General features: G+C 62.7%; 15 protein-coding genes and 3 pseudogenes. 15 read left to right on the top strand and 3 right to left on the bottom strand.

Translation table 11 applies throughout. The annotated features are described in order from the left end of the window. Positions 1-75: 75 nt before the first annotated feature. A pseudogene (locus ACFPQ5_RS02640) lies at positions 76-438 on the top strand (nucleoside monophosphate kinase); the annotation flags it as partial. Positions 439-910: 472 nt separating this feature from the next. Here ACFPQ5_RS02640 and ACFPQ5_RS02645 read toward each other — a convergent pair. Continuing rightward, positions 911-1369 (bottom strand): annotated as a pseudogene (locus tag ACFPQ5_RS02645) (IS110 family RNA-guided transposase); the annotation flags it as partial. Next, the gene (locus ACFPQ5_RS02650; protein ID WP_379751667.1) at positions 1370-2350 is read right to left on the bottom strand and encodes an IS5 family transposase; all 981 of its coding nucleotides are present in this window, start codon (positions 2348-2350) and stop codon (positions 1370-1372) included. Between the two features lie 189 nt (positions 2351-2539). Here ACFPQ5_RS02650 and ACFPQ5_RS02655 point away from each other — a divergent pair. Next, positions 2540-2806, top strand: a pseudogene (locus ACFPQ5_RS02655) (transposase); the annotation flags it as partial. Positions 2807-3534: 728 nt separating this feature from the next. Here ACFPQ5_RS02655 and ACFPQ5_RS02660 read toward each other — a convergent pair. Beyond that, positions 3535-5346, bottom strand: a complete 1812-nt coding sequence (locus ACFPQ5_RS02660; RefSeq protein WP_379751669.1) for a sigma 54-interacting transcriptional regulator — start codon at positions 5344-5346, stop codon at positions 3535-3537. A gap of 289 nt (positions 5347-5635) precedes the next feature. Between ACFPQ5_RS02660 and ACFPQ5_RS02665 the strand changes: the two genes are divergently transcribed. From ACFPQ5_RS02665 to dmpH, 13 genes are all read left to right on the top strand, one after another. Further along, positions 5636-5869 carry a phenol hydroxylase subunit gene (locus ACFPQ5_RS02665; protein WP_034303249.1) on the top strand — a complete coding sequence of 78 codons (234 nt, stop codon included), beginning with the start codon at positions 5636-5638 and terminating at the stop codon, positions 5867-5869. Between the two features lie 19 nt (positions 5870-5888). Continuing rightward, positions 5889-6881: an aromatic/alkene monooxygenase hydroxylase subunit beta gene (locus ACFPQ5_RS02670; protein ID WP_034303247.1), complete on the top strand. Its 993-nt coding sequence runs from the start codon at positions 5889-5891 to the stop codon at positions 6879-6881. Between the two features lie 22 nt (positions 6882-6903). After that, a complete protein-coding gene (locus ACFPQ5_RS02675) occupies positions 6904-7176 on the top strand; it encodes an MmoB/DmpM family protein (RefSeq protein ID WP_379751671.1) in 273 nt (90 codons plus the stop codon). Between the two features lie 36 nt (positions 7177-7212). Beyond that, entirely contained in the window at positions 7213-8730 is a 1518-nt protein-coding gene (locus ACFPQ5_RS02680; protein WP_379751673.1) for an aromatic/alkene/methane monooxygenase hydroxylase/oxygenase subunit alpha, read from the top strand. 57 nt (positions 8731-8787) lie between these two features. Next, the gene (locus ACFPQ5_RS02685) at positions 8788-9150 is read left to right on the top strand and encodes a phenol hydroxylase subunit P4 (RefSeq protein ID WP_379751675.1); all 363 of its coding nucleotides are present in this window, start codon (positions 8788-8790) and stop codon (positions 9148-9150) included. 9 nt (positions 9151-9159) lie between these two features. Next, positions 9160-10224 carry an NADH:ubiquinone reductase (Na(+)-transporting) subunit F gene (locus ACFPQ5_RS02690; protein ID WP_379751677.1) on the top strand — a complete coding sequence of 355 codons (1065 nt, stop codon included), beginning with the start codon at positions 9160-9162 and terminating at the stop codon, positions 10222-10224. Position 10225: 1 nt separating this feature from the next. Beyond that, positions 10226-10603 (top strand): 2Fe-2S iron-sulfur cluster-binding protein, encoded by a 378-nt coding sequence (locus tag ACFPQ5_RS02695; RefSeq protein ID WP_379751679.1) that lies wholly within the window; start codon positions 10226-10228, stop codon positions 10601-10603. A gap of 28 nt (positions 10604-10631) precedes the next feature. Next, complete coding sequence (locus ACFPQ5_RS02700; protein WP_379751681.1) at positions 10632-11576, top strand: catechol 2,3-dioxygenase; 945 nt, start codon at positions 10632-10634, stop codon at positions 11574-11576. A 114-nt stretch (positions 11577-11690) separates the two neighbouring features. Then, on the top strand, positions 11691-13145 hold the full coding sequence (locus ACFPQ5_RS02705) for a 2-hydroxymuconic semialdehyde dehydrogenase (protein ID WP_379751683.1): 1455 nt from the start codon (positions 11691-11693) through the stop codon (positions 13143-13145). Positions 13146-13147: 2 nt separating this feature from the next. Further along, entirely contained in the window at positions 13148-13930 is a 783-nt protein-coding gene (gene dmpE / locus ACFPQ5_RS02710) for a 2-oxopent-4-enoate hydratase (RefSeq protein WP_379751685.1), read from the top strand. A gap of 46 nt (positions 13931-13976) precedes the next feature. Next, the gene (locus ACFPQ5_RS02715; protein ID WP_379751687.1) at positions 13977-14888 is read left to right on the top strand and encodes an acetaldehyde dehydrogenase (acetylating); all 912 of its coding nucleotides are present in this window, start codon (positions 13977-13979) and stop codon (positions 14886-14888) included. A gap of 16 nt (positions 14889-14904) precedes the next feature. After that, positions 14905-15936 carry a 4-hydroxy-2-oxovalerate aldolase gene (gene dmpG, locus ACFPQ5_RS02720; protein WP_034303227.1) on the top strand — a complete coding sequence of 344 codons (1032 nt, stop codon included), beginning with the start codon at positions 14905-14907 and terminating at the stop codon, positions 15934-15936. Further along, a complete protein-coding gene (gene dmpH, locus ACFPQ5_RS02725; RefSeq protein WP_379751689.1) occupies positions 15933-16721 on the top strand; it encodes a 2-oxo-3-hexenedioate decarboxylase in 789 nt (262 codons plus the stop codon). The genes dmpG and dmpH overlap by 4 nt, the downstream gene beginning before the upstream one ends. The last annotated feature ends 9 nt before the right edge of the window (positions 16722-16730 follow it).

Below are 16730 nucleotides of genomic sequence, written 5' to 3' on the forward strand. Positions count from 1 at the left end.
CAAAACAGAAACTTGCCCTTGCCGCTTAACCTCTACTTTTAGCGCGCTCTAAAAACGGGGGGATTACCGAGGGACAGCGGTGTAGCAGTAGATTACGTGCTCGAAATTGACGTGCCCGACAACCTCATCGTCGAGCGCATGAGTGGACGGCGCACCCATCAATCCTCAGGCCGCGTCTATCACGTCAAATTCAATCCACCCAAAACCGACGGTGTAGATGATGTCACTGGCGAGACACTTGTGCAGCGCGAAGACGACAGGGAAGAAACCGTTCTCAAGCATCTGCTCGTGTTTCATCAACAGACCGAAGTTCTTCTGGATTACTACAACACATGGGCACAGTCGGGCCTGTCAGGAGCACCAAGGTACCGAAAGGTCTCAGGCGTGGGCGAAGTCGAAGAGGTCCGGGCAGCCGCCTTCGCGGCCATGAACGAATAATTGGGCCACATAGCAAGAGGCCAGATCTTGCTATTGTGCGCTTCCGTCATATCGAGTCGACCGCAGGCGAAATGCACGGCTCTGCAAGAGTACATTCTCCATGAGTAGGACCGTCCGTTTTGGGTCGATTGCGGACGGTCGGTACGGCTCAGTGTACCCGGCTGTTTTCTTCAGGGCAACAATAGTGTTTTGTTAGGCGTACATGGACGCCCCCGGTTTGCCAAGCACTCAATTCGTGACTGCGTGAAGGTAAAGATTGCACCCGTACATCCGGACTTTGTATGCAACGATTCGTCGTTCTCCCTGATGGGATCTGCTGGTTGGTGCCCCATCGCTCTATCGCACTTCGCGTGCCAGCCTAACTGAGGGCTTTACCAACCACGGTCTTACCTGTTACGCCATTACTGCATGATTGCCTGTGCAATCGGTGGAATCAACAATCTTGTACTGCTGTTACTCTACGCCGGTCCGATTACGTAGCGACGTAATCGGACCGGAAGCTCCTATCATGTGCCAGCAGCGCCCACGCAATCCTGACATTCTTGTTCGCCAGTGCGACCGCTGCTACATTCTTGTTGCGTCGGCCAAGCAGCTTGGCTAGCCAGCCCTGCATATTAGCCTTGCGTTCGAATTGCCGAATGACCGCTCGAGCGCCATGGATAAGCAGCGTGCGCAGATACTTGTCGCCGCGCTTGCTGATCCCCTGCAAGTTCGTCTTTCCGCCGGACGAGTGCTGCTTGGGTACCAAGCCTAACCACGCCGCTAGCTGACGGCCGTTCGTAAAACTCTTCGCATCACCAACCGAGGCGACCAGGGCACTGGCGGTAATCGGGCCGATCCCCGGGATTTTCTCCAGCTTGCGCGATAACGCATTTGCTCGATGCCAGCACTGGATCTGGTGCTCCATCTCCTTCACTTGCCGATCGAGATCCTACGCACGTCGGGATTCAGTGATCGAAAATCGCCGGCCGGCCAGCACCAGATTGGCGAAACCGAACAGCGTGAACAGCTGAGCAGTATTTTTGGCCAGGCCGCGATAGCGCGTCTTCCGATGACGAAACAGGTTCTTGATGACGTGGAACGGATGCTCGACTTTCGCTCTCACACTGGCTTTGAGATGCTCCAGTTTTTCAAGCATACGACCGACCTTATTTTTCGGCAGTGCCTTGCGTTTGGATCGCTTCATTGCGACATGCCAGGTGACCGATCTGCCCTGATTCTCCGGGCGCTTCTCGACACCTTGATAACCGGCATCGCCGAGCGCAGCAGACTCATCGCCATGCAATAGCGCACAGGCTTGGGTGACGTCGGAGACGTTGCCAGCAGTGCCGATAACGGTGTGCACCAGACCGGACGCAGCATCAACGCCCACATGGGCCTTCATCCCAAAGTGCCAGTCGTTACCTTTCTTCGACTGGTGCATTTCCGGATCGCGCTCTCCGTTTTTGTTCTTCGTCGACGGTGGTGCCGCGATCAGCGTGGCATCGACGATAGTCCCTTCGCGCATCATCAAACCCTTTTCCGCGAGATGACCGTTGATGGTGTCGAAGATCTTTTTGGTCAGCTCATTGTCCTCGAGCAGGTGCCGAAACTTCAGCAATGTCGTCGCGTCGGGGGCGGACTCTCGATTGAGGTCGATACCGACGAAACCACGAATCGCCTGGCTGTCGTAGATCGCATCCTCGATGCCTTCGTCCGACATGCCAAAGCATTGTTGGGCCACGTACATGCGCAGCATGCGCGCAAGACCAATTGGAGGACGGCCAGCGCCATTGACCCTCGGGTAAAACGGTTCGATTTCTTGATGCAGCTTACCCCACGGAGTGGTCGAGTCGAGCTCTGCGAGAAACACGTCACGCCGCGTCAGCTTCTTCTTGTTGGCATACTCGAGATCGGAGAAGCTTTTCTGCATGATCGACAGGGCGGCGTTGAGTGAAGTGAAATTATCTCAGACGGACAGCGTCGACGGAGCGCTTGGTGGCGAATAAATCAGTGCTTCCCTAGGTCTGCAATCGGCCCAGACTGTGTAAAAACGTAGGGACGTGTAAACGGCGGCAGCGTAGTCAACGTTAAGCCAGTATCTCATCACTACGGGTGCGAAATGAAGCGCTTTATTGAGGGCGAGGACCGCGGACAAGGCACGCTGCTGCCCGAGCTTCTGGACGACTACGTGGCCGAAGATAATCCGGTTCGTGTCGTCGATGTGTTCGTCGACGAGCTTGATCTTGCCAGCCTGGGTTTTGCTCGGGTGGCGCCGGCGAAGACGGGCCGGCCGGCCTACCATCCCGCCATTCTGCTCAAGCTGTACATTTACGGCTACCTCTACCGAACTTTCCTGGATCGACATAGGAGAAAATTCTTAAAAAGAGGTTCATGAATTTATAATACCCCCTTCGATACCTCGTTCCACTTTGTATGCCAATCGCGGACAATCCCCGCATGCGCGGGACACCCCCATATGCCGGTCCGATACATGGCATTCAAGAAGGTCGATTCCCCTCGTGCGCAGGGCAACCGGGTCGGCATACTATTCGGGATAGTCACGCTGTGGCCGATCCCCGCGTGCGCGGGGCAACCGCGTTGAGGCGGGGCTTCCCCCAGTAGCTGGCCGGCCGATCCCCGCGTGCGCGGGGCAACCGCCAACTGCAGGATCAACTCGCAGGCCAGCAGGGGCCGATCCCCGCGTGCGCAGGGCAACCACTTGCATCCAGCCGCACCACTCTTCATACGCCTTTCAGGCCATGATGCTTCAAGGCTCGACGTGACATGAAGAGTTTGGGAAAATCCCAACATTTCTTTCTGTTTTATACGTAACTCCACCTAACGGAGTTGCTTCATGTCAAAAGGCAAAAGAGCGCCCGGTTCGAGAAGCACATCTATCGCCAGATGTCATCCAGCGGGTGCCACGTCTTCCCAATTTCCAGTTTTTCCCCAAAGCGCAGGTGACCATCAAATTGTCCGCTGTGTTCGACCCGTTTGAAGCAGTCGAGCCACGCCACCGGCGCCGCGTGCGCAACTTGCCGATACCCTCGACAAGCTGCTCTGAGAGGGCCCAGTGGCGGTAGCGCGGTCCAGCCCCTCGGCCCGATCTCCCGCTCAGCGCGGCTGCGGCAATTTCTTGGTGCGGTAATCCATTTGCGCGCGCGTGATGCCCAGCAGGCTGGCGGCCTTGCTGATATTGCCGTGCGCCGACTTCAGCGCCGCCTGCATCAGCGCATCCTCGATCTGGCCGAGCGTGGACTGCTGGCGCGCGATCACGCCCGACGCCCACTCGTCGATCGAGGTGCCGCTCGCCGGCCCCAGGCCGGTGGTCTCGGCCAGGCTCGGCATCGCCGGCGTCAGCGCGGCCAGCTCGGCCAGTCCCAGCTGCGTCGAGTTGGCCGGACTTTCGTCGACGCTGAACAGGTGCGGGATATCGATCGCACCGCCTTCGTCGGCCAGGATGATGCCGCGCTCGAGCACGTTTTCAAGTTCGCGGATATTGCCCGGCCACCGGTGCGTCAGCAAGGCCTGCATGGCGCGGTTGGTGACGCCGGAAACCTGGCGCCCGTGCCGCTGGCACAGCTCGCGCAGCAGTTTTTCGAGCAGCAGCGGGATGTCGGCGCGCCGTTCGCGCAGCGGCGGAATCAGGATCGGGAACACGTTCAGGCGGTAATACAGGTCCTTCCGAAACCGGCCCTCTTCGACCGCAACCTTCAGGTTTTCGTTGGTGGCGGCCACCACCCGCACGTCGACCTTGCGGGTCCTGGTGCTGCCCAGGTGTTCCAGTTCGCCGCTCTGCAGGACGCGTAGCAATTTGGCCTGCGCCGTCAGGCTCAGGCACGCGATTTCATCGAGGAAGATGGTGCCGCCGTCGGCCGCTTCAAACCGGCCCGGGCGCGATTCGTTGACGCCGGTGTAGGCGCCCTTGTCGACCCCGAACAATTCCGACTCCATCAGTTGCTCTGGCATCGCGGCGCAATTGAGCTGGATGAGGGGCTTGTTGGCGCGCGGGCTCTTGCTGTGCACTTCGCAGGCGAACATGCTTTTGCCGACGCCGCTTTCGCCGAGCAGCAGCACGGTGGCGCGCGTTCCCGCGACCCGGTTGATGCGGTGGATCACGCCGAAAAATCCGGCCGAGGCGCCGATTGCCACCGCATGCCCGCCGCTGCCGCCCCCGGCTGGCAAAGGCGCGCCAGAAGCCGGCTGTGGCGCGCTGCCCGGCGCCACGCCACGGCGCTGCTGCAACGGTTGCGCCTCCAGATATTTCATGTCCAGTTCCGGATCGTCCCATTCTTCGACCGGCTTGCCGATCACGCGGCAATGGGCGGCGCCGGTCGAGCTGCATTCGACTTCGCGGAACAGGATCCGCTTGCCCATGAACGCGCTGCTGTAGCCGCTGGCGTAGCCGGTCTGCATCCAGCAGGCCGGCTCCGATCCCAGCCCGTAGATCGAGATGTGCGACTCGTCCTCGGACGAATCCTTCCACACCACCTCGCAATAGAAATGGCCGGTGGCGCTGTCGATTTCGAGCCGCACCGGTTCGGCCCGCACCACGCCTTCGAGGCCGTGCATTTGCGGACCGACCATGAACATATTGGTCTGGTTGTCGCCGGGCCGCACCTTGCGCGCCAGCGCCGCGTCCTTGGAGCCGGCCAGGTAGCCCATACGGGTCAGCAGGCCGCGCGCCGACTCGACCCCCAGCGATTCGATCAGTTCCTGGCGCAAGGCCCCGAAGGCCTCGGTGCGCAGCAGGATCATACGGCTGTCGTCGAGCCAGATGCGGCCGTCGGTCGGGCTGAAATGCAGCCGTTCGGCCAGGTCGCGAATATTTGGAAATATCTTGTCCTCGATCTTGTCGGGGATGTGAAGGCGCAGGCTCACGCCCGGCCCGGCCCCGGCGTCGGCCACTGTGGATTTCGACTGCATGGTCTCCTCGTTCTAATCTCAGGCGCCAGCACTGCCGTTTTTTTTTAAGCTTTTGATGACATGCGCTTTTGGGCGAATTTCATGAATTGACTAATTGATACTCATGGACAACTTTGTGCGTTCGCAGCATCCATGCTCCGTATTGACTTGGCCGCGCCCAATCATATTGCCGTGCTCGCGGTGCAGCAAACGCACTTGAGGAATCAAGCTGGCACACCGTTTGCTATGCGTTAGATGAATACCGCATATGTCGGTTTCTTATTTGTCTTTTTCAATATAGGGGCGGCTGATGTCCGAAGTCAATGCAAATAACCGCTGGGTAAGAGTTACCAATGAAACGGAAAACGGCTTCATCGAGTTCGAATTCTTCGTCGCCGACCGCGACCTGTGCGTGGAACTGATCCTGCCCGCGGCCGCCTTTCAGGAGTTTTGCGCAATCAATCAGGTCCGCTTCATCGACACTGGCGCGCCCGGCCTGATCACGCCGTCCGAGCCCGGCATTCCGCTGCGCCGGATCAAATAATTTTACAAGGAGACATGGGATGCAAGTTGACATCAAGAGCCTGAACATCAAGCCGCTGCGCCATACTTTCGACGCCGTGGCGCGCTTCACCGGCACCGACAAGCCGGCCTCGCGCTACCTTGAGGCGACCATTGGGCTGCAGCCGGAAACGAACTTCCACTACCAGCCGCTGTGGTCGAAGGACCGCGCCATCTTCGACAAGCGCAACACCGCGATCGAGATGGCCGACTGGTATCGCCTGCTGGACCCACGCCAATACTACTACGGTGCCTGGACCATCACCCGCAGCAAGCAGCAGGATGCGGCCGAACGCAACTTTGCCTTTGTCGAAAAGCGCCAGATGCTGGCGACCATCCCCGCCGGACTGCGCGCGCAAATCGAGTACCTGCTGCTGCCGCTGCGCCATCTCGAGTACGCGGCCAACCTCAACAACTGCGCGATGTCGGCCAAGGGCTACGGTGTGTCGGTCACCCAGGCCACGATGATGTGCGCGATGGACCGGCTGGGGATTGCCCAGTACATCACCCGCATCGGCCTGATGCTGGCGGACGGCACCGACACCGCACTCAAGACCGCCAAGGCCGCATGGCAGAACGACCCGGCGTGGCAGGGCATGCGCGCGCTGGCCGAGAACATGCTGGTCACCGAAGACTGGTTCGAACTGTTCGTGGCGCAGAACGTGGTGCTCGACGGCCTGCTGTATCCGCTGGTGTACCAGTCATTCGGCAACCTGGCCAGCGCATCGGGGCAGACCAGCTTCGCGATGCTGACCGAGTTCATGAGCGAGTGGTTCGACGAACACGCTCGCTGGACTGGCGCGGTGCTGAAGATCGCCGCCGCCGAATCGCCGGCCAACAAGGAGCAACTGGCGCAGTGGGTCGGCAAGTGGCAGCCGCAGGTACTGCAGGCGCTGCAGCCGGTCGCCGCGGCGGCGTTCGGCACCCAGGCCGGCACCGAACTCGATGCCTGCGCCGGCCAGCTGGCCGAACGCCTGGCCAAGAGCGGCCTTTAATACCTGAAAGCGGAGACAGAACATGACTGAAAAAATGGTTTTCCTGGCCTTGCAGGACAACGAAGAAGCACGCCCGATCCGCGAGGCTATCGAGGCCGACAACCCGCACGCCACGATCACGCAGTACCCGGGCCTCTACAAGATCGACGCCCCCGGGCGCCTGGTGGTCAAGCGTGAAAGCGTCGAAGAGCGCATCGGCCGCCCATGGGACCCGCAGGACATCCACCTGACGCTGGTGTCGCTGTCCGGAAATATCGACGAGACCGACGACTACTTTGCGCTGGAACGCGTCTGACCCAGGCGCAACCTCAAAACATCACAGGAGACAATCGTGGCCCAAGCCAAGAAAATGAGTTTGAAGGACAAGTACACCACCATGACCAGCGACCTGGCCTGGGATTTTTCGTACAAGTCGCAGTCCGAGGTATTCCCGCTGTGCGACTTCGAAGGCATCAAGATCGAAGACTGGAGCAAGTGGGAAGACCCGTTCCGCCTGACCATGGACGCCTACTGGAAATACCAGGGCGAAAAGGAGCGCAAGCTGTACGCGGTGATCGACGCCTTTACCCAAAACAACGCGCACCTGGGCGTCTCGGACGCGCGCTACATCAACAGCCTGAAGATCTTCCTGACGGCGGTCACCCCGCTCGAATACGGCGCCCACCGCGGCTTTGCCATGGCCGGCCGCGCCTTCCCCGGTGTCGGCGCCCAGGTCGCCTCGCAGATGCAGTCGATCGACGAACTGCGCCACGCGCAGACCCAGCTGCACACCATCAGCCAGTACAACAAGTACTTCGACGGCCTGCACGACCCGTTCCACATGTACGACCGCGCCTGGTACCTGTCGGTGCCGAAATCGTATTTCGAGGACGCGCTGTCGGCCGGCCCGTTCGAATTCGTCACCGCCATCTCGTTCTCGTTCGAGTACGTGCTGACCAACCTGCTGTTCATGCCCTTCATGTCGGGCGCCGCCTACAACGGCGACATGGCCACCGTGAACTTCGGTTTCTCGGCCCAGTCGGACGAATCGCGCCACATGACGCTGGGGCTGGAGGTGATCAAGTTCATCCTCGAGCAGCATCCCGACAACCTGCCCATCGTGCAGCGCTGGATCGACAAGTACTTCTGGCGCGGCTACCGCCTGCTCGGCATCGTCGGCATGATGATGGACTACATGCATCCGAAGCGCGTGATGTCGTGGAAAGAAGGCTGGGAGATGTACTTCGAGCAGAACGGCAAGGCGCTGTTCGACGACCTGGCACGCTACGGCATCACGATGCCCAAGTTCTGGGAGAAATCGGTCGAGGAGAAGGAACACATCACCCACCAGCTGTGGCTGACCTTCTACAGCGTCGGCAACGCCGCCGGCTTCCACACCTGGGTGCCCGAGGACTCCGAGCTGGACTGGCTGTCCGAAAAATACCCGAACACCTTCGACAAGTATTACCGCCCGCGCTTCGAATACCTGCGCGCCCAGGAAAAGGCCGGCAAGCGCTTCTACTCCGCCGCACTGCCGCAGCTGTGCCAGACCTGCCAGATCCCGATGGTCTTTACCGACACCAGCAAGCCGACCGAGCGCGTGTACAAGCACAGCACCTATAACGGCGACAAATTCCACTTCTGTTCCGACGGCTGCAAGTCGGTGTTCGACCACGAGCCTGAAAAATACGTGCAGGCCTGGCTGCCGCCGCACCAGATTTTCCAGGGCAACTGCGGCGGCCCGACGATTCCCGATGTCCTCAAGTACTACCACTTCTCCGAGAACGACCCCGGCGAGTTCCTGCATTCGCGCGATAACGCCAACTGGAACGAGTGGAAGGGCCTGAACAAGGACGACGAGGCAGCGTGACACCAGGCGCCGGCCGCGGATCGTCCGGCGCAAGCACCACCCAATCAGGAGACAAGCATGGCAGTCAAAGCAGCATACGAAAACTACAGCGGCCCGAACGCGGACGCAGTCGAGAATTTCCACGGCAACCAGGTGGTGTACATCGGATGGGACGAGCACTTGATGTTCCCGTTCGCCGGCGCCTTTCCGCTGCCGCCGCAGATGCCGTTCGCGGCGCTGGTCAAGGACCTGCTGCCGTCGGTGTACGGCGTCCATCCCGATTTCGCCCGGATCGACTGGGCCGCGACCGAATGGTCGCTCGACGGCGCGCGCTTCACGCCCGACATGGACCGCAGCATCGCCGAGAACGGCGTCGGCCACAAATCGCTGCTGCGCCTGGCCACCCCCGGCTTGAACGGCATCGGCAACACGGGTTTCTGAGGAGCTGGCATGAACGCGAGAATGTGTATCGAACCCCTGAGCCAGACCGTCGAGGTCGAGGCCGGGCAGACCTTGCTCGACGCCGCCCTGCGCGCCGGCGTCTACATCCCCCACGCATGCCTGCATGGCCTGTGCGGCACCTGCAAGGTGCAGGTGGTGGAGGGCGAAGTCGATATCGGCGACGCCTCGCCGTTCGCGCTGATGGATTTCGAGCGCGACGAAGGCAAGTGCCTGGCATGCGTGGCGACCGCCTCGTGCGATATCGTGATCGAAGCGGAGATCGACGAGGAACCCGACGCCGAGATGCATCCGATGCAGGACTTCACCGGCACCGTGGCGAAGATCGTCGACCTGACCCCGACCGCCAAGGGCGTGTACATCGAGCTCGATGGCGACGGCATCGATTTCCAGGCCGGCCAGTACGTGAACCTGCACGTGCCGGGGCTGGACCAGCCGCGCGCGTTCTCGCTCGCCAACGCACCGTCGCAAAAACGGATGATCGAGCTCAATATCCGCAACGTGCCCGGCGGCCAGGCCACCGGCTATATCCACAACCAGCTCAGGGAAGGCGACCGCCTGCGCCTGAACGGTCCCTACGGCCGCTTTTTCGTGCGCCGCTCGGCGCCCGAAAAGCTGCTGTTCCTGGCCGGCGGCACCGGCCTGTCGAGCCCCAAATCGATGATCCTCGACCTGCTCGAGCGCGGCGAGACGCGCGCCATCACGCTGGTCTACGGCGCCCGCCACCGCGCCGAACTGTATGACGACGCGCTGTTCCGCGACCTGGCCGCGCGCCACCCGAACTTCACCTATGTGCCGGCGCTGTCGGCGCCGGCCGAGAGCGACGCATGGGAAGGCGAAACCGGCTTCGTGCACGAGGTGGCGGTCCGCCATTTCGGCGGTGACTTCCGCCAGCACAAGGCCTATATGTGCGGCCCGCCGGTAATGATCGACGCCTGCATCACGACGCTGATCCGCGGCCGCCTGTTCGAAAGGGATATGTACATGGAAAAATTCATCTCCGCCGCCGACTCCGAGTCGACCGCGCGCCGCAGCCCACTGTTCAAGGCGATCTGACATGGGAACCCTGACGACAACCGAAGGGCTCGACGTGGGGGCTTGCAAGCACACGGTGCGGGTCCGCGAAACCGGCGAAACCTACCAGTGCGGCAGCAGCGAAACGATCTTGCAGGGGATGGCGCGCATCGGCCGCAAATGCATTCCGGCGGGCTGCCTGAACGGCGGCTGCGGCGTGTGCAAGGTGGCGATCCGCGCCGGCGAGGTCCACAAGTCGGGCGCCATGAGCCGCGCCCACGTAACCGAGCAGGAAGAAGCAGCGGGCGTGGTGCTGGCATGCCGCGTGGTGCCCGACTGCGAAGTGGAGCTGGAAGTGGTGGGCAAGATGAAGAAAGCCTTCCTGCGTTCGCCAGCTGCGCCAGACGAGCAAAATCGATAACAACCGAATTACAAAAAAGGAGACAGAAATGGGTGTCATGCGGATAGGCCACATCAGTATCAAGGTGATGGACATGGCGGCATCGGTGAATCATTACGAAAAGGTGGTCGGCATGAAGACCACCCACACCGACGCCGAGGGCAATGTGTACCTCAAATGCTGGGACGAGTGGGACAAGTATTCGGTGATCCTGACGCCATCGGACCAGGCGGGATTCAACCATGTGGCGTACAAGGTCGAGCGCGACAGCGACCTCGATGCGCTGGCCGAGCGGATCGGCGCGCACGGGATCGCGGTCGAGCACCTGGCGGCAGGCAGCCTGCCCGACTGCGGGCGCATGCTGCGCTTTGCCATGCCCAGCGGGCACGAGATGCGCCTGTTTGCGCAGAAGGAATGCGTCGGCACCGACGTCGGCTCGACCAACCCCGACCCGTGGCCGGACGACGTGCGCGGCGCCGGCGCGCACTGGCTCGACCATTGCCTGCTGATGTGCGAATTCGACCCCGCCAACGGCATCAACAAGGTCGCGGAAAACACCAGGTTCTTCATCGAGGCGCTCAACTTCTTCCAGACCGAGCAGATCACGGTGGGGCCGGACGGCGCGTTCCAGCTGGCGTCGTTCCTGTCGCATTCGAGCAAGCCGCACGACATCGCCTTCGTCGGCGGCGAGCGCGCCGGCCTGCACCACCTGTCGTTCTTCCTCGATTCGTGGCACGACATCCTGAAGGCGGGCGACATCATGGCCAAGAACCGGGTGCGGATCGACGTGGCGCCGACGCGCCACGGCCTCACGCGCGGCGAGACGATTTATTTCTTCGACCCGTCGGGCAACCGCAACGAGACCTTTGCGGGGCTCGGCTACCAGGCGCAGCGCGACAAGCCGGTCGTGACCTGGACCGAGGACCAGGCCGGGCGCAGTATCTTCTATCACACCGGGGTATTGGAGGAGAGCTTCACGACCGTGTACACCTGACCAGGACGGATGCATGCGTGGGCACGCGTGCCCGCGCTGCATGGATCCATCCGCGCGCGCCGGCCTGGCCGCCGCGTCGCTTGAGTCGTAACCGCGAATCCAAGGACCTTACCAATGAAAGAAATACTTAACTTCATCAACGGCGAATTTGTCGCAACCACCGACTGGTTCGACAAGACGACCCCGTACGACGGCAAGGTGATCGCCCGCGTCGCGGCCGCCGGCAAGCCCGAGGTCGATGCCGCGGTACGCGCCGCCCGCAGCGCGCTAGACGGCCCCTGGGGCAAGCTGGCGGTCGCCGACCGCGTCGACATGCTGTACGCGGTGGCCGACGAAATCACCCGCCGCTTCGACGATTTCGCCGAAGCCGAAATGAGCGACATCGGCCAGCCGTCCCACTTCATCCGCCACGTCGACGTGCCGCGCGGCGCCGCCAACTTCAAGATCTTCGCTGACGTGGTCAAGAACGTGCCGTCCGAATTCTTCGAAATGGCCACCCCCGACGGACGCGGCGCGCTGAACTATTCGCTGCGCCGCCCGGTCGGCGTGGTGGCGGTCATCTGCCCGTGGAACCTGCCGTTCCTGCTGATGACCTGGAAACTCGGCCCGGCGCTCGCGTGCGGCAACACGGTCGTCGTCAAACCTTCCGAGGAAACGCCGCAGACCGCCGCCCTGCTGGGCGAAGTGATGAACAAGGTGGACATGCCGAAGGGCGTGTTCAACGTCGTCAACGGCTTCGGCCCGGACGCCGCCGGCGAGTTCCTGACCACCCACCCCGGCGTTTCCGCCATCACCTTCACCGGCGAGACGCGCACCGGCGCGGCCATCATGAAGGCCGCAGCGGACGGCGCCCGTCCTGTGTCGCTCGAAATGGGCGGCAAGAACGCCGCCATCGTCTTTGCCGATTGCGACATGGACGCCGCCATCGAAGGCACCTTGCGCTCCACCTTTGCCAACTGCGGCCAGGTATGCCTGGGCACCGAGCGCGTGTACGTCGAGCGCCCGATCTTCGACGAATTCGTCAGCCGCCTGAAGCGCGGCGCCGAGAGCATGAAGCCCGGCCTGCCCGCCGACCCGGCCAGCAAGATGGGGCCCCTGATCTCGCAGGAGCACCGCGACAAGGTGCTGTCGTACTACCGCAAGGCGGTGGAAGAGGGCGCCACCGTCGTCACCGGCGGCGGGGTTCCGGACATGCCGGCCGCACTGAAAGCCGGCTCGTGGGTCGAGCCGACCATCTGGACCGGCCTGCCCGACAGCGCGGCGGTGATGCGCGACGAGATCTTCGGCCCGTGCTGCCACATCTCCCCATTCGACAGCGAAGAAGAAGTCATCCGCCGCGCCAACGACAACCCCTACGGCCTGGCCGCGGCGGTGTGGACCACCAACCTGCAGCGCGCGCATCGCCTCGGCGGCGTACTGGAAGCGGGCATCGTCTGGGTCAACTCCTGGTTCCTGCGCGATTTGCGCACGCCATTCGGCGGCTCCAAGCAGTCGGGCATCGGGCGCGAAGGCGGCGTCCATTCGCTCGAGTTTTATACCGAACTTAAAAACGTGTGCATCAAACTGTGACCATGGACAAGACCCTCATTACCCGGCTCGGCGACGAACTGTACCAGGCCCTGATCACGCGTTCGGTGGTCGATCCGCTGACCGCGCGCCACCCCGAGCTCACGGTGGAACATGCCTACCGTATCCAGCAGCGCATGATCGAACGCCGGGTCGAAGCCGGCGAGCGCATCATCGGCAAGAAGATCGGCGTCACCTCGCGCGCCGTGATGAACATGCTCGGCGTGTACCAGCCCGACTTCGGCTACATGCTCGACGGGATGATCTACAACGAAGGCGCCTCGGTGCCAATCGACACCCTGATCCAGCCGAAGGCCGAGGGCGAAATCGCCTTCATTCTGAAAAGGGACCTGATGGGCCCCGGCGTGACCAACGCCGAGGTGCTGGCCGCCACCGAATGCGTGATGCCCTGTTTCGAGATCGTCGACTCGCGCATCCGCGACTGGAAGATCAAGATCGGCGACACCGTGGCCGACAACGCTTCGTGCGGCGTGTTCGTGCTGGGCGACCAGGCGGTCGATCCGCGCAAGATCGACCTCTCGCTGTGCGGCATGGTCCTTGAGCGCAACGGCGAAATCATCGCCACCGGGGCCGGCGCCGCGGCCCTCGGTTCGCCGGTAAATGCGGTGGCGTGGCTGGCCAACACCATGGGCGCGCTTGGGATTCCGCTCAAGGCCGGCGAAGTCATCCTGTCCGGCGCACTGGCGGCGATGTTCCCCGCCAAGGCCGGCGACAGCTTCCGCGTCAGCATCGGCGGCCTTGGCGGCTGCTCGGTGCGCTTCCATTGACGTCCAGGACCTGGCTTTACCTAACGACTTTATCGGAGCATCTTCCATGAAAAAAATCAAATGCGCAGTGATCGGGCCGGGCAATATCGGCACCGACCTGCTGGCCAAGCTGCAGCGCAGCGCCGTGCTGGAACCGGTCTGGATGGTGGGCATCGACACGGCGTCGGACGGCCTGACGCGCGCCCGCGAGATGGGCATCAAGACCACCGCCGACGGCGTTGACGGCCTGCTGCCGCACGTCATCGAAGACGGCGTGCAGATCGCGTTCGACGCCACCAGCGCCTATGTCCACGCCGAAAATTCGCGCAAGCTCAACGCGCTGGGCGTGCTGATGATCGACCTCACGCCGGCCGCGATCGGCCCGTTCTGCATCCCGCCGGTGAACCTGAAGGCCCTGGTCGGCAAGGGCGAAATGAACGTGAACATGGTCACCTGCGGCGGCCAGGCGACGATCCCGATGGTCGCTGCGGTGTCGCGCGTGCAGCCGGTGGCGTACGGCGAGATCATCGCCACCGTCGCGTCGCGCTCCGCCGGTCCCGGCACCCGCAAGAACATCGACGAATTCACCCGCACCACGGCCGGCGCGATTCGCGACGTGGGCGGCGCCAGGGAGAGCAAGGCGATCATCGTGCTGAACCCGGCCGAGCCGCCGATCATCATGCGCGACACCGTGCACTGCATGACCGAGTCCGCACCCGACGAGGAGCGCATCACCGCCTCGATCCACGCCATGATCGCCGATGTGCAGAAATACGTGCCCGGCTACAAACTGGTCAACGGCCCGGTCTTCGACGGCAACCGCGTCTCGGTGTTCCTTGAAGTGGAAGGGCTGGGCGACTACCTGCCGAAATACGCCGGCAACCTCGACATCATGACGGCGGCCGCCGCCCGCACCGCCGAGATGTTTGCCGAAGAACTGCTGAACGGCAGCCTGACGCTCGAACGCGTGGCTGCCTGACCCAAGGAGACAAGAGATGAACCTTAAAGGCCGGAAGATTATTTTGCATGACAATACGCTGCGCGACGGCATGCACCCGAAGCGCCACCAGATCACGATCGAGCAGATGATCGCGGTGGCCAAGGGTCTCGACGAAGCCGGCATGCCGCTGCTCGAGATCACCCATGGCGACGGCCTCGGCGGCGGCTCGGTGAACTACGGCTTTCCGCTGCATAGCGATGTCGAGTACCTCAACGCGGTGCTGCCGCACCTCAAGCGCACCAAAGTGTCGGCGCTGCTGGTGCCCGGCATCGGCACCGTCGACCACCTGCGCGCGGCGCACGACTGCGGCCTGCACACGGTGCGGGTGGCGACCCACTGCACCGAAGCCGACGTGGCGGAGCAGCACATCGCGGTGGCGCGCAAGCTGGGCCTCGACACCGTCGGGTTCCTGATGATGGCGCACATGAATACCCCCGAGAAGCTGGCCGGGCAGGCCAAGCTGATGGAGTCGTTCGGCGCCGAATGCGTGTACGTGACCGATTCGGCCGGCTACCTGCTGCCGGACGGCGTGACCGAGCGCGTGGCCGCGCTGCGCGCCGTGCTCAGGCCCGAGACCCAGATCGGCTTCCACGGCCATGACAACCTGGCGATGGGCGTGGCCAATTCGCTGGCCGCCGTGGAAGCGGGCGCGGTGCGCATCGACGGCTCGACCAACGGCCTGGGCGCGGGCGCCGGCAATACCCGGCTCGAAGTGTTCGTGGCAGTCTGCAACCGCATGGAGATCGAGACCGGCGTTGACCTGTACCAGATCATGGACGTGGCCGAAGACATCGTGCTGCCGATGATGGACCACATGGTGCGCATCGACCGCGACGCGCTGACCCTGGGCTATGCCGGCGTGTACTCGACCTTCCTGCTGTTCGCCAAGCGCGCCTCGGCGAAGTACGGCGTGTCGGCGCGCGACATCCTGGTGGAGCTGGGGCGGCGCGGCATGGTGGCGGGTCAGGAAGACATGATCGAGGACACCGCAATGACCCTGGCGCGCGAGCGGAGGATGGCAGCATGAATCTCGACCACGCAACCATCGTACGCCTCGCGCAGCACCTGGAAGACTGCGAACTGGAGGCACGCGACACCACCAAGATCACTGAGGATTATCCGGGCATGGACTGGGACGACGCCTACGCGATCCAGGACGAGATAAGGCGCCGCAAGGTAGCGCGCGGCGGCAGGATCGTCGGCCTCAAGGCCGGCCTCACCTCGCACGCAAAGATGAAGCAGATGGGCGTCGAAATACCGGTCTTCGGGTTCCTGGCCGATTCCTTCGCGGTGCCGGACGGCGGCGAGTGCAAGGTGGCGCAGCTGATCCACCCGAAGGTGGAGCCGGAGATCGCCTTCGTCACCAAGCGCGCACTGAAGGGCCCCGGCTGCCACATCGGCGCGGTGCTGGCGGCGACCGATTTCGTCATGCCGGGGATCGAGGTCATCGATTCGCGCTACCGCGACTTCAAGTTCGACCTGAAGAGCGTCGTTGCGGATAACACGTCGGCAGTGCGCTTCGTGGTCGGCAGCCGCCCGGTCGCTGTGGGCGAAGTAGACCTGCGCACGGCCGGCATCGTACTGGAAAAGAATGGCGAGCCGGTGGCCTTCGGCGCCGGCGCGGCCGTGCTGGGCCACCCGGCCGCGGCCATCGCGATGCTGGCCAACCATCTCGGTGCGCGCGGCGAGGAAATCCCGGCCGGCAGCCTGATTCTGTCGGGCGGCATAACGGAAGCGGTGGCGGTGCAGGCCGGCGATTCGGTTTGCCTGCGTATTCAGGGCATGGGCAGTGTTGGCATGCGCTTCGTATAAAATACTTAT

Source organism: Massilia suwonensis (assembly GCF_042655665.1).
Lineage (GTDB): Bacteria > Pseudomonadota > Gammaproteobacteria > Burkholderiales > Burkholderiaceae_D > Telluria > Telluria suwonensis.